An 11,798-nucleotide genomic window follows, 5' to 3' on the forward strand; every position below is an offset into this window, starting at 1 on the left:
AGTTACTAGCGCGTATGACCCAGAAAACGGGTCATACGCGCTAGTAACTCGGGGCGGGGTAGGTCAGGGGAGGCGGCGGTCGACGCGGGTCTGCCAGCGGCGGCGGGCGACGGGTTCGTCGTCCGCGTCGACGTCGAGGTCGACGTCCGCGGTGAAGCCCTCGCCGTCGACGTGCAGGAGGAGGCGGGCGACGCTGCGCACCCGGACCTGGGGCCACTCGACCTCGTAGCGGCACATCCCGCGCGCCGTCTGCTCGCCGGTCCGGGCGTCGACCTCGACGTGCCCCACGTAGTGCTCGGTGCAGTGCGCGTCGTGCGGCGCCGCGTACGTCGCGCCGTGGTCGACGTCGGCGTAACGGGTCCGGGTGAGGACGTCGTAGCCGTGCTGCCACTGGACGTGCGAGGAGTCGCCGGGCTCCTCGTCGCCGGCAGCCCCGTCGTCAGCAGCCGCCTCCTCCGGCGGCCCGTCGGCGGGCTCCGGGAGCACCGGCGCCGGGTGCGGCGAACCGGCCGAGACCGGCAGTACGAGCTCCGACGCGCCGACGTCGAGCATCGACCAGACCCCTTGCGGGGCAACGGTGTTCGGCCAGTCCGCGGCGGCGAGGGCGAGCCGCAGCCGGTAGCCGGGCGTGACCTCGAACGCGGTCGCCTCGACCTCGACCTCGACGTCGGCCCACTCCCCCGGCAGGAGGGCGCGCGGCGCCGTCCCGTCGCCGTCGCGGTAGGCGAGGTCGAGCAGCCCGCGGGCGACGAGCAGGCTCGGGCCGCCGCCGACGGGGACGAGCGAGAGCTTCGCACTGACGTGGGTGCGGGTCGCGGCCGGCAGCACCCGGACGCGGACGAGCGGGTGGCCGAGGACGACGGTGCCCGCCGGCAGGTCCACGTCGGCGCACAGCGAGCGCGCCTCGTCCTCGCGCTGGTCGAGCGGCTGCCCCCAGGGCAGCGACGCGGCGCACGAGTTCCAGGCCGCCGCCCCGACGTCGAGCACGCCGTCGTGGGCGACGACGGGTCCGGTCGCACCGGGCGGGACATCCTGCGGCGCAACGGGTCTCGCCCCGGTGAGCGGGAGACCGGCGAGCGGGACGACGACGTCACGGACGGCGTCCAGGCTGGCCCGGTCGTGCGCCTCCCAGCGGCCCGGCCAGCGCGCGGCGTCCGGCTCCGGCGCGGCGTACGAGCGGACGAAGACCGTGACGGGCGGCTCGGCGTCCACCCCGTTCGGGGCGTCCCGCAGCCAGCGGTCCCACCACCGCGCCATGACCGCGACGTGGTCGACGCACGGACCGGGGACCGACGTCGAGGGGGCCATGTGGCTCCACGGCCCGGCGAGCACGTGGACCGGCGTCCCCGCCTCGTGCAGCGCGCGGAACGTGCGGAAGGTGTTGTCGCGGTAGCCGTCCGCCCAGCCGGCGACGACGAGCACCGGGCACTCGATCCGCCCGTACCCGCCCGGTGAGGGGCCGCGGGCCGGAGCGAGCGACCGGTCCCGGACGCTGCCGTGCCGCCAGTACCGGCCGTCGGTCTGCTCCGTGAGCCAGCGCAGCAGCCACGGCGGGGTCTCCTCGACCCGCCGGTGCCACTCCTCGCGCCAGCCGTCGCCGAAGACCGCGGGCACCGGGGGCAGCGCGTTCATCGCCACCATGTAGAGCGGGTAGTCGACCTGGTCGAGCAGCCGCAGCGCGCCGCCCATCCAGTGCACGTCGTCCGTCCAGCGGTCGTCGGTCGCGTAGGAGGCGACGACGGCACGGAGCGCGGGCGGCCGCTCGCAGGCGAGCTGGAGGGCGTTGAACCCGCTCCACGACGTGCCGAACATGCCGACCGCACCGGTCGACCACGACTGCGCGGCGAGCCAGCCGATCGCGACGTGCAGGTCCGCCTGCTCGGTCGGGTGGTACTCGTCGAGGGCGACGCCCGGGCTGGAGCCGGTGCCGCGCAGGTCGACCCGCGCGACCGCGTAGCCGTGCTCGTCCCGGAACCGCACGTACTCCGGGCGGTAGGACGACGTGAGGTCGTCCTTGCGGTACGGCAGCGCCTCGAGGAGCACCGGGACCCGCTCGCCGCGGCCGGCGGCAGCCGGGAGGTAGAGCGACGTCGCGAGGAAACCCCCGTCCGGCAACGGGATCCGGAGCTGCTCGTGGGTCCCCGTCACTGCTGCGACGCCCGCCGGACGAGGTCCGCCACCGCGTCGAGCGGCAGCGCCTCGACGGTCCGGCCGTCGCGGCCGGTCGTCGTCGTCGCGGCGAGCAGCGCCGTGAGGACGGCCTCCTCGGTCGCCTCGACGGCCGCCGCGAAGTAGGGGTCGAGGTCGCGCCCGAAGACCGGCGGGCGCTCCGCCGTCCGGACCCGGTCGCCCCGCAGCCCGGTCGCGAGCGCGAGGAAGATCTCGCCCGACCCGTGCGTCGCGACGGACCCGGTGCGAGCCAGGCCCATCCCGGCGCGGCGTGCGAGCCGCCCGCACGCGTGCGCGTCGAGCGGGCCGTCGGTGACGAGGACGACGATGCACGAGCCGCGGTCGCCGCGGTCGAGGTGCTGGGCGCCGTCCCCCGGGGCGTCGTCCGGGGCGTCCTCCGGGGCGCCGTCCGGCAGCAGTCGCCCGACCGGCACGCCGCAGACCGTGAGCCGCTCCCGGCTGCCGAAGTTCGTCAGGACGACGGCCCCGAGCACGTGGCCGTCGGGGAGCAGCCGGGACGCCGTCCCGACGCCGCCCTTGAAGCCCAGGCACTCCATACCGGTGCCGGCGCCGACGCAGCCCTCGTCGGGCGGTGCCCCCGAGCCCGCCCGANGCCCCCGAGCCCGCCCCCGCCCGGGCCGCCGCCCACGCGCGGGCGACGTCCTCGTCGGTCGGCCGGAACCGGCGCGGGTCGGAGAGCCCGGAGTCGTCGCACTCGGCGACCACCGGGATGACGACGTCGTCGCGCCCGACCCGCTCGTCCTGCTCGGCGAGGAGCAGGCAGGCGGCGTCGTAGACCCGCCCGACGGCCATCGTCGACGTGAGGAAGACCGGCGTCTCGACCCGGCCCCACTCGGTCACCGTGACGAAGCCCGTGCACTCCCCCGCACCGTTGAGCACCGCGCCGCCGGCGGGCACCGGGGAGCCGAAGACGTCACCGGGCAGGTGGAGCACGCTGACCCCGGTGCGGACCGTGCCCGGGCCGTGCGGCGGCCCCGGCCCGTCGAGGGTGAAGGTCGCGTGCCCGAGGCCCACCCCCGGGACGTCGTGCACCGAGCGGGTGGGTCCGCTGGGCAGCAGCCCGACGTCGGTCCCGGTCCTGACCAGCAGGTCAGCGAAGCGTGCGACCACGAGCGGAGCATAGGGCGCGCGCCCGATCTGCGACCATGGCCCGCGTGATGCCCGTGGTGTGGTCCGACGAGGTTCTCCGGCACGACCCGCGCGACGAGGTCTGGGTCGGCGTGCGCACCGACGGCACCGAGGTGCCCGCGCGGGCGACCGTGCTCCGCGAGGCGCTGGACGCGGCCGGCCACCCCGAGGTCGCCGCGGTCGCGCACCCGGACGACGTCCTCCTCGAGGTGCACGAGGCCGGCCTCGTCGACTGGCTGCGGACGGCGTGGGACGCGTGGGAGGCCGGGCCGTACGCGGCGGCCGTCGGCTCGGACCGGGTCGTCCCCTACGTCTTCCCGACGCCCTTCATGACGTCCGGGATGCCCTGGCGCTACCCGGCCGCGACGCACGCCCGGGCCGGGGTCTGGTGCTACGACACGATGACCGTCGTGGGCCCCGGCACCTGGGAGGCCGCCCGCGGCGCCGTCGACGCGACGCTCACCGCCGTCGACCTCGTGCTCTCCCCGACCGGCCCGACGCGCAGCGCGTACGCCCTGACCCGCCCGCCCGGGCACCACGCCGCCCCGGCCGGGTTCGGCGGCTCGTGCTACCTCAACAACGCGGCCGTCGCGGCGCAGGCGTTCACCCACGCGGGGATGCGGGTCGCCGTCCTCGACGTCGACGCCCACCACGGCAACGGGACGCAGGCGGTCTTCTGGGAGCGCGCCGACGTCCTCTACGCCTCCGTCCACGTCGACCCGGGCGCGGGCTGGTTCCCGCACGTGCTCGGGTACGGCGACGAGCGCGGCACCGGCGCCGGCGCCGGCGCGACGGTCAACGTGCCGCTGCCGCCCGGGACCGACGACGAGGGCTGGCTCATGGCCGTCCGGCTGCTCGTCGAGGCGGCGCTGCGCTTCGACGCGGACGCCGTCGTGCTCTCCCTCGGCCTCGACGCCGCCGCGCACGACCCGGAGAGCCCGCTCGAGGTGACCGCCGACGGCTACGCCCGGGCCGGTGCCCTGGTCGCCGCGCTCGACCTGCCGACGGTCGTCGTCCAGGAGGGCGGCTACCACCTCGAGACCCTCGGCGGTCTCGCCGTCGCGGCCCTCAAGGCGTTCTGAGAGCGGGCGCCCAGGCGTTCTGACCTTCTTGTCGCGCTTCTCCCCCGGTCCGCGTCACCACCGTGTGAACAAGCCCCGGACATCCGTTGACGCCGCAGATCACGTAGCCGATCGTTGCCGTCAACTCACGATCTGGAGGCCGTCATGACCGCTGCCGCGCTGCCGCCCGACGTCATCGAGACGACGACCACCGCAGCACTCGAGGAGAAGGCGAAGCTCAAGCGCCACTTCGGGCGCTTCGACATCTTCTTCTTCCTCATCTGCACGATCGTCGGTCTGGACACGCTCGGGGCGGTGTCCAACTACGGCGCCCAGGCGTTCGTCTGGCTCATCTTCCTGTCGGTGTTCTTCTTCGTCCCCTATGCGCTGCTCACGGCGGAGCTGGGCTCGGCCTTCCGCGAGGAGGGCGGCTCCTACATCTGGACCAAGCTGTCGATGGGGCGCTTCGCGGCCGGTCTGAACGCCGTCCTCTACTGGCTGTCGAACCCGATCTGGCTCGGCGGCGCGCTCGTCATCACCGCGCTGGCGGTGTTCGACGAGTTCTACTTCGAGCTGGGCCACGTGGGGGCCTACATCTTTGCGCTGGCCTTCATCTGGTTCGCCACGTGGGCGGCGATCCTGTCGTTCGGGGTCGGCAAGTGGATCCCGACGATCGGGGCGTGGGGCCGGATCGTCCTGCTCAGCGGCTTCACGATCACCGTCTTCATCTACGCCGCGCAGAACGGCGTCGGCGGGGTGTCGGTGGGCGACTTCAAGCCCACCTGGGCGGTCTTCATCGCTGCGGTCCCGGTGCTGTTCTTCAACTTCGTCGGCTTCGAGCTGCCGAACGCGGCCGGCGACGAGATGAAGGACGCCCAGAAGGACGTCCCCTACACGGTCAAGCGGGCCACGATCGTCGCGATCCTCGCCTACGGCCTGCCGATCCTCGCGATCCTCCTCGTCGTCCCTGCCCAGCAGATCACCAGCCTCGACGGCTTCGTCAGCGCGATCAAGCTCGTCTTCACCGTGTACGGCGGGTCGGTCGAGGCCGCTGCCGACGGCACGCTCACGCCGACCCTCACCGGTGCGGGCGCGGTGCTCGGCGGGATCGCCGCCGCCGGCTTCATCTGGGCGCTGCTGTCGAGCGGGACGACCTGGATCATGGGCGCCGACCGCGCGCAGGCGGTGGCCGCCTACGACGGCGCCGGCCCGCGCTGGCTCGGCACGTTCTCCGAGCGCTGGGGCACCCCGATCGCCGTCAACCTCGCCTCGGGCGTCTTCTCGACGGTGACGTTCGTGGCCGCCTACGAGCTCACCCAGGGCGACGCCGCGAAGTACTTCGTCGCCGCGCTCGGCCTGGCCATCTCGACGACGACGATCTCGTACCTGTCGATCTTCCCGTCGCTCTACCTGCTCCGGAAGAAGCACCCGCACGTGCACCGGCCCTACCGGGTGCCGGGCGGCGACGGGGTCGCGCTCGGTGTGAGCGTGCTGTGCACCCTGTGGGCGGCCCTCGCGAGCCTGTCGCTGCTGTGGCCAGGCTTCGCCACGAGCCTGGACGTGTCGACCTGGAACGACTCGCTCCCCGAGGAGTTCGCCGGGCAGCGCCTCCAGTACGAGCTCTCCCAGCTCGTCCCGCTGGCCCTGTTCATCGGCCTCGGTGTGCTCTTCTACATCCTCGGCGCCCCGACCCGCCGCAAGCAGGTGCAGATCAACATCGAGACCGAGGAAGTGGTCGCCGACCGCTGACGCACCACCCACGACCCACCGCTCATGCTCGCGGCGGGTACCGGGAACCGGCTCCGCGGAGCCGCGGAACGGTACCCGCCGCGAGCATGAGCGAGGGTGGGGAGCCGGTCAGAGGACGACGACGACCGCGGTCAGGGCGAGCTGGGCCAGGGCGGTGGGGACGAGGACGCCCCAGGCGAGGCGCTGGAGCTGGTCCTCGCGGAGCCGCGGGAAGGTCACCCGGAACCAGATGACGACGAAGGCGACGAGGAACGTCTTGGCGAGCATCCAGACCGGGCCGAAGGTGCCCGACCACGGGCCGTTCCAGCCGCCGAGGTAGAGGACGGCGACCAGCGCGCTGATGACGAGGATCCCCGCGTACTCCGCGAGCAGGAACAGGGCGAACCGCAGGCCGGTGTACTCCGTCCACGGCCCGGCGACGATCTCGGAGTCCGCGACGGGCATGTCGAACGGCGGCCGCTGCAGCTCGGCGACCCCGGCGAGGAAGAGCACGAACGCTGCCGGCGCCTGCCAGACGAGCCACCACGGGGTCCACGCCTCACCGATGCCGACGATCGAGAGCGTCCCGGCGGCCATCGCGAAGCTGCTTGCGGCGAGCACGAGCGGCAGCTCGTAGGCGAGAAGCTGGGCCGAGGCCCGCAGCGCCCCGATGAGCGCGTACTTGTTCGCGCTCGACCAGCCGCCCATGAGCGTCCCGAGCACGCCCACGGCGCTCGAGGCGAGCACGAAGAGCAGGGCCGGGTCGATGTCGGCCGCGACGAGCGTCGGCGAGAGCGGGATCACCGACAGCGCGACGAGGTAGGGCACGAGCGCGACGGCGGGCGCGATCCGGAACACCGGGCCGTCCGCGGCGGCCGGCGTCACCGACTCCTTCTGCGCGAACTTCACGCCGTCCGCGACGAGCTGGGCCCAGCCGTGGAAGCCGCCGGCGTACATCGGGCCGAGCCGGCCCTGCATGTGCGCCATGACCTTGTGCTCGGTCTGCCCGATGACGAGCGGCAGCACGAGGAACGCCCCGAGGACGAGGGCGGCACGCAGCAGGACGTCGAGCACCTCACCCATCGGTGCCCTCCCGCGGCGGGCGGGCGGCCCGGGGCGTGCGTGCGGGGCGGGCCGGTGCGGCCTCCGGCTCGGGCAGCGGCTCACCGGGACGGCGCGGACCCCACGTGGCGGGGTCGGGGACGCCCGGCGGCAGGGTCTTGCGCCGGCTCGGGGCGGAGTGGCTGTCGGACTCCCCCGGCTCCTTGGCACCCGGCCAGGTCTTCACGGCACGCGCCGCGAGGACGAACGACTTGCGCAGCGGGGTGCCCTCGAAGCCCTCGGGCAGCAGCAGCGGGCGCAGGCCCAGTCCGGAGCCGTCGTCGAAGCCGTCGAAGACGATCCCGAACATCTCGTACGTCTCACGCTCGTGCCAGGCGACCCCGGGCCACACCGAGGTCAGGCTCGGCAGCTCGGGCTCGGCGTCCGGCACCCCGGTGCGCAGCAGCATCCGGCGCACCCGGGGCTGGCCCTGCGACGTCCACGGGCTCGGGTCGACGACGTGCAGGACGATCTCGACGCCGGGCGGGTCGCCGTCCGGCCGGTCGACCGCCGACAGCCAGTCGAGGAACGTCATCCCCAGGTCGTCGTGGGCGTACCGGGCGGCCTCGACCCAGCGCTCGAGCGGGACGTCGACGACGGGGGTGCCGTGCGCGTCCGTCGAGGACGTCGCCTCCGCGCCGAGCAGGGCCGCGTAGAGGTCACCGAAGATCTCCGGGCGCGGCCGGACCCGGGGCGTGCGGCTGTGCGTCACCGGGCGCTCCCGGGAGCCCCGCCGCCCTGCTGCTGCGCGGCACCGGGTGCGGCCGCCGCGGGGGCCGGACGGCGCCGCCGGGAGCGCTTCTCGACCCGGGCGGGCGGCGGCACGAGCGGGCGGCCGAGCGCGCCGGCCGCGACCGGGCCGGTCCCGCGGCGCCCCGGACGGCGGTACCGCTCGCCGAGGTTCTCCGCCGCGATCTTCTCCTGGAGCTTGACGATGCCCTGGAGCAGCGCCTCCGGCCGCGGCGGGCAGCCGGGCACGTAGACGTCCACCGGGATGATCTGGTCGACACCCTTCGTCACGCAGTAGGAGTCCCAGTACGGGCCGCCGGAGTTCGAGCAGGCGCCGAACGAGATGACGTACTTCGGCTCGGGCATCTGCTCCCAGAGCCGGCGGACGGCGGGCGCCATCTTGTCGGTGACGGTGCCCGAGACGATCATGAGGTCGGCCTGCCGGGGGCCGTGCGCGAACGGGATGACCCCGAGCCGGATGAAGTCGTGCCGGCCCATGCTCGCGGCGATGAACTCGATGGCGCAGCAGGCGAGCCCGAAGTTGAAGACCCAGAGGCTGTACTTGCGGCCCCAGTTGAGGACGACGCGCAGCGGGTAGGGCGCGACGGACTGCAGGACGCCGACCCCGGGCATCCCGAGGTCGACCCGGCGCCGCTCGACGTCGCTCATGCTGCACCCCCGGTACCGGACGCCGACCCGCCGTGCCGGCGGGCGCCCTGCCACGCGAGCGCCCCGCGCCGCCAGGCGTGGAGCAGGCCGACGGCGAGGATCCCGAGGAAGACGCCCATCTCGGCGACCGTCGCCCAGCCGAAGGTCTCGACGACCGTCGCCCACGGGAACAGGTAGACCGCGTCGACGGCGAAGACCACGTAGAGGAAGGCGTACAGGTAGTACCGGACGTTGGTCTGCGACCAGCCCCGGCCGACCGGGTCGACGCCGCTCTCGTACGTCGTGACCTTCTCGAGGGTCGGCACCCGCGGGCGCAGCACGCGGTTGGCCGCCATCGCGGCGGCGAAGAAGAGCACGCCCGCGGCGGTCACCGCCCCCACGACGAGCCAGCCGGTAGCCACGCGCCGACTCTAGTGGGAGATGGGCCGTAGCACTCCCGTCACGGTCGCGTATCGGCTCACCCGGACGGCGGGCGGCAGGAAACATGGGACGACTACCCTGGCGCCGTCCGGTCCGCCGGGCGCCTCCCCCAGGCACCAGCCCAGCACCTCGTCCCGACGTCGAAAGGCCCCCCGATGTCCCGTTCGCCCCTGGCGGCCCGCCGCACCGTGCTCGCCGTCGTCGGCGGCCTCGCCGCCGTCGCCGCGCTCGCCGCCTGCGCCCCGCAGGACAGCACCGGCGAGGCCGCGGCGACGACGCCCGCCGCCACGCCCTCGGCCGCGACGTCGTCCGCCGACGCCTGCGCCAAGGACGCGCTCGCGCTGAAGACCGCGGGCACGCTGACCGTCGGGACGGACAAGCCGGCCTTCGAGCCCTGGTTCTCCGACGACGACCCGACGAACGGCAAGGGCTACGAGTCCGCCGTGACGTACGCGGTGGCGACGAAGCTCGGCTTCTCGAACGCCGAGGTGAAGTGGACCGTCGCGAGCTTCAACAGCGTCATCCAGCCCGGCCCGAAGCCGTTCGACTTCGCCGTCAACCAGTTCTCGATCACCGACGAGCGCAAGAAGAACATCGACTTCTCGACCGGCTACTACGACGTCGCCCAGGCCGTCGTCACCGTCAAGGGCAGCAAGGCCGCCGGCGCGAAGACCCTCGCGGACCTCGCGAAGGTGAAGTTCGGCGCCCAGGTCGGCACGACGTCGTTCAAGGCCATCGAAGAGATCGTCAAGCCGACGACGAAGACCGCCGTCTACAACACGAACGACGACGCGAAGCTCGCGCTGTCGAACGGGCAGATCGACGCGATCGTCGTCGACCTGCCGACCGCGCTCTTCCTCGCGGCGGTCGGCACCAAGGACGGCGGCCTCGACGACGGCGCCGTCCTCGGCCAGCTCCCGAGCGGCACCGGCACGCCCGAGCAGTTCGGGCTCGTGCTCGACAAGGGCAGCGCGCTCACCCCGTGCGTCTCGCAGGCCGTCGACGCGTTGCGGGCCGACGGCACCCTGAAGAAGCTCGAGGAGCAGTGGCTCACGAGCACGGCGGGCGCGCCCGTCCTGTCGTGACCCGTCCCGTCTCGTCGCCGGTGCGCGGCGGCGTCCACGTGGTCCGTCGATGACGACCGCCTGGACGCCGTCCGCGCGCCAGCGCGACCGCGACGCCTACCGGCACTCGCGGGCGCGCCGCTCCGTCGTCGTCTCCGCCGTGAGCACCGTGGTGGTGCTCACGTTGTTCGTCACCGGTGCGGTCAACGCGCCCGGCTGGCCGCGGGTGCAGGCGGCGTTCTTCGACCCGCAGGCGGCCTGGGCATCCCTGCCTGGCGTGCTCACCGGCCTGTGGCTCAACGTCCGGGTCTGGCTCGCCGCGTCGGTGCTCATGCTCGCCTTCGGCACCGGCCTGGCCGTCGTCCGCACCCTGACCGGCCCGGCGACGTGGCCGCTGCGCGCCGCGGCCACCGTCTACGTCGACCTCTTCCGCGGCATGCCCGTGATCATCGTGCTCTACCTCATCGGCTTCGGGCTGCCGGCGCTGCGGCTGCAGGGCATCCCGACGAGCGCCGGCGTCCTCGGCACCGCCGCGCTGACGCTCTCCTACTCGGCGTACGTCGCCGAGGTGGTCCGGGCCGGCATCGAGTCGATCCACCCGAGCCAGCGCGCCGCCGCCCGCTCGCTCGGGCTCTCGCACGGCCAGACGCTGCGCCACGTCGTCCTCCCCCAGGCGTTCCGCAACGTCGTCCCGCCGCTGCTCAACGACGTCGTCAGCCTGCAGAAGGACGCCGGCCTCATCTCCGTGCTCGGCGCCCTCGACGCCCTGCGGTACGCCCAGTTCGCCCAGTACGACACGGCGAGCTTCACCTCGTACGTCGTCGCCGGCCTGCTCTTCGTGCTGCTCGGCGTGCCGCTCATCCGGGTCACCGACGCCCTCGCCCGCAGGCACGGCTACCGCTCGGCAGGAGGCCGGTTGTGAGCGCCCCGCTGCTGCGTGTCGAGGGCCTGCGCAAGGTCTACGGCCGCACCGTCGTCCTCGACGGCCTCGACCTCGACGTCGACGCCCACGACGTCGTCGTCCTCATCGGCGCCTCCGGCTCCGGCAAGTCGACCCTGCTGCGCTGCATCGACCTCCTCGAGAACGTCGACGACGGCGCCGTCCTGCTCGAGGGCCAGGACGTCACCGACCCCCGTGTCGACGCGGACGCCGTCCGGGCCCGGATGGGCATCGTCTTCCAGGCGTTCAACCTCTTCCCGCACCTCACCGTGCTCGACAACGTCACCCTCGCCCCTCGCAAAGTGCACGGCATCGCCCGGGACGTCGCCGAGGAGAAGGCCCTCGCGATGCTCGAACGCGTCGGCCTGAAGGACCGCGCGGGCGCCCACCCCGACCAGCTCTCCGGTGGCCAGCAGCAGCGCGTCGCCATCGCCCGGGCCCTCGTCAACGACCCGGTCCTCATGCTCTTCGACGAGGTCACCTCCGCCCTCGACCCCGAGCTCGTCGGCGAGGTCCTCGGCATGCTCAAGGAGCTGAAGAGCGAGGGCATGACGATGCTGGTGGCGACGCACGAGATGGGTTTCGCGCGCCAGGTCGCCGACCGCGTCTGCTTCCTCGACGGCGGGCGGGTGCTCGAGTCCGGGCCGCCTCAGCAGGTTCTCGGGGATCCGGTCGAGGACCGGACCCGGCGGTTCTTGCGGCGGATCATCGAGGCTGGTCGGCTCTAGCTTTCTTTCCTTTCTCTTTGGCTTGGGTCGGGGGCGGAGG

The 11,798-nt window shown here is 73.7% G+C and carries 11 protein-coding genes and 1 pseudogene; 5 read left to right on the plus strand and 7 right to left on the minus strand.

Annotated features, from left to right (window positions below; translation table 11 throughout):
• Nucleotides 1-63 precede the first annotated feature (63 nt).
• The 3 genes and pseudogenes from EDJALFJO_RS35570 to EDJALFJO_RS36405 all read right to left on the minus strand — a co-directional run.
• Nucleotides 64-2,148, minus strand: a complete 2,085-nt coding sequence (locus tag EDJALFJO_RS35570; protein WP_088285588.1) for a CocE/NonD family hydrolase — start codon at nt 2,146-2,148, stop codon at nt 64-66.
• On the minus strand, nt 2,145-2,726 hold the full coding sequence (locus EDJALFJO_RS36400; RefSeq protein WP_369812524.1) for a P1 family peptidase: 582 nt from the start codon (nt 2,724-2,726) through the stop codon (nt 2,145-2,147). Before EDJALFJO_RS36400 ends, EDJALFJO_RS35570 begins: the two co-directional genes overlap by 4 nt.
• Nucleotides 2,727-2,782: 56 nt before the next feature.
• Nucleotides 2,783-3,300 (minus strand): annotated as a pseudogene (locus EDJALFJO_RS36405) (P1 family peptidase); the annotation flags it as partial.
• A gap of 47 nt (nt 3,301-3,347) precedes the next feature.
• Between EDJALFJO_RS36405 and EDJALFJO_RS12310 the strand changes: the two are divergent.
• Together EDJALFJO_RS12310 and EDJALFJO_RS12315 are read left to right on the plus strand one after the other, a co-directional pair.
• Complete coding sequence (locus tag EDJALFJO_RS12310) at nt 3,348-4,400, plus strand: histone deacetylase family protein (RefSeq protein ID WP_233149823.1); 1,053 nt, start codon at nt 3,348-3,350, stop codon at nt 4,398-4,400.
• Between the two features lie 144 nt (nt 4,401-4,544).
• Nucleotides 4,545-6,128 carry an APC family permease gene (locus EDJALFJO_RS12315; RefSeq protein WP_088285592.1) on the plus strand — a complete coding sequence of 528 codons (1,584 nt, stop codon included), beginning with the start codon at nt 4,545-4,547 and terminating at the stop codon, nt 6,126-6,128.
• A 108-nt stretch (nt 6,129-6,236) separates the two neighbouring features.
• Here EDJALFJO_RS12315 and EDJALFJO_RS12320 read toward each other — a convergent pair whose 3' ends face one another.
• The 4 genes from EDJALFJO_RS12320 to EDJALFJO_RS12335 are packed head-to-tail and all read right to left on the minus strand — an operon-like array spanning nt 6,237 to nt 9,007.
• The gene (locus EDJALFJO_RS12320; RefSeq protein WP_088285594.1) at nt 6,237-7,190 is read right to left on the minus strand and encodes a complex I subunit 1 family protein; all 954 of its coding nucleotides are present in this window, start codon (nt 7,188-7,190) and stop codon (nt 6,237-6,239) included.
• Nucleotides 7,183-7,920, minus strand: a complete 738-nt coding sequence (locus tag EDJALFJO_RS12325) for an NADH-quinone oxidoreductase subunit C (RefSeq protein WP_198950235.1) — start codon at nt 7,918-7,920, stop codon at nt 7,183-7,185. The genes EDJALFJO_RS12320 and EDJALFJO_RS12325 overlap by 8 nt, the downstream gene beginning before the upstream one ends.
• Nucleotides 7,917-8,606 (minus strand): NADH-quinone oxidoreductase subunit B family protein, encoded by a 690-nt coding sequence (locus tag EDJALFJO_RS35575; protein WP_088285596.1) that lies wholly within the window; start codon nt 8,604-8,606, stop codon nt 7,917-7,919. The genes EDJALFJO_RS12325 and EDJALFJO_RS35575 overlap by 4 nt, the downstream gene beginning before the upstream one ends.
• On the minus strand, nt 8,603-9,007 hold the full coding sequence (locus EDJALFJO_RS12335; protein WP_233149822.1) for an NADH-quinone oxidoreductase subunit A: 405 nt from the start codon (nt 9,005-9,007) through the stop codon (nt 8,603-8,605). The genes EDJALFJO_RS35575 and EDJALFJO_RS12335 overlap by 4 nt, the downstream gene beginning before the upstream one ends.
• 174 nt (nt 9,008-9,181) lie before the next feature.
• Between EDJALFJO_RS12335 and EDJALFJO_RS12340 the strand changes: the two genes are divergently transcribed.
• From EDJALFJO_RS12340 to EDJALFJO_RS12350, 3 genes are read left to right on the plus strand one after another with little or no spacing between them, the layout of a single operon-like run.
• A complete protein-coding gene (locus EDJALFJO_RS12340) occupies nt 9,182-10,111 on the plus strand; it encodes an ABC transporter substrate-binding protein (RefSeq protein ID WP_088285598.1) in 930 nt (309 codons plus the stop codon).
• Between the two features lie 49 nt (nt 10,112-10,160).
• Nucleotides 10,161-11,012: an amino acid ABC transporter permease gene (locus tag EDJALFJO_RS12345; protein ID WP_088285600.1), complete on the plus strand. Its 852-nt coding sequence runs from the start codon at nt 10,161-10,163 to the stop codon at nt 11,010-11,012.
• Nucleotides 11,009-11,758, plus strand: a complete 750-nt coding sequence (locus EDJALFJO_RS12350) for an amino acid ABC transporter ATP-binding protein (protein WP_088285602.1) — start codon at nt 11,009-11,011, stop codon at nt 11,756-11,758. Before EDJALFJO_RS12345 ends, EDJALFJO_RS12350 begins: the two co-directional genes overlap by 4 nt.
• The last annotated feature ends 40 nt before the right edge of the window (nt 11,759-11,798 follow it).

The organism is Kineosporia sp. A_224, from assembly GCF_002198655.1.
Taxonomy (GTDB): Bacteria; Actinomycetota; Actinomycetes; order Actinomycetales; family Kineosporiaceae; genus R-H-3.

Bases quoted from the DNA above. Each gene is read 5' to 3' on its own strand.
- EDJALFJO_RS12310 (WP_233149823.1), top strand. From the start codon at position 3,348: ATGCCCGTGGTGTGGTCCGACGAGGTTCTCCGGCACGACCCGCGCGAC.
- EDJALFJO_RS12320 (WP_088285594.1), bottom strand. From the start codon at position 7,190: ATGGGTGAGGTGCTCGACGTCCTGCTGCGTGCCGCCCTCGTCCTCGGG.
- EDJALFJO_RS12340 (WP_088285598.1), top strand. From the start codon at position 9,182: ATGTCCCGTTCGCCCCTGGCGGCCCGCCGCACCGTGCTCGCCGTCGTC.
- EDJALFJO_RS12315 (WP_088285592.1), top strand. From the start codon at position 4,545: ATGACCGCTGCCGCGCTGCCGCCCGACGTCATCGAGACGACGACCACC.
- EDJALFJO_RS35575 (WP_088285596.1), bottom strand. From the start codon at position 8,606: ATGAGCGACGTCGAGCGGCGCCGGGTCGACCTCGGGATGCCCGGGGTC.
- EDJALFJO_RS12345 (WP_088285600.1), top strand. From the start codon at position 10,161: ATGACGACCGCCTGGACGCCGTCCGCGCGCCAGCGCGACCGCGACGCC.
- EDJALFJO_RS36400 (WP_369812524.1), bottom strand. From the start codon at position 2,726: ATGGAGTGCCTGGGCTTCAAGGGCGGCGTCGGGACGGCGTCCCGGCTG.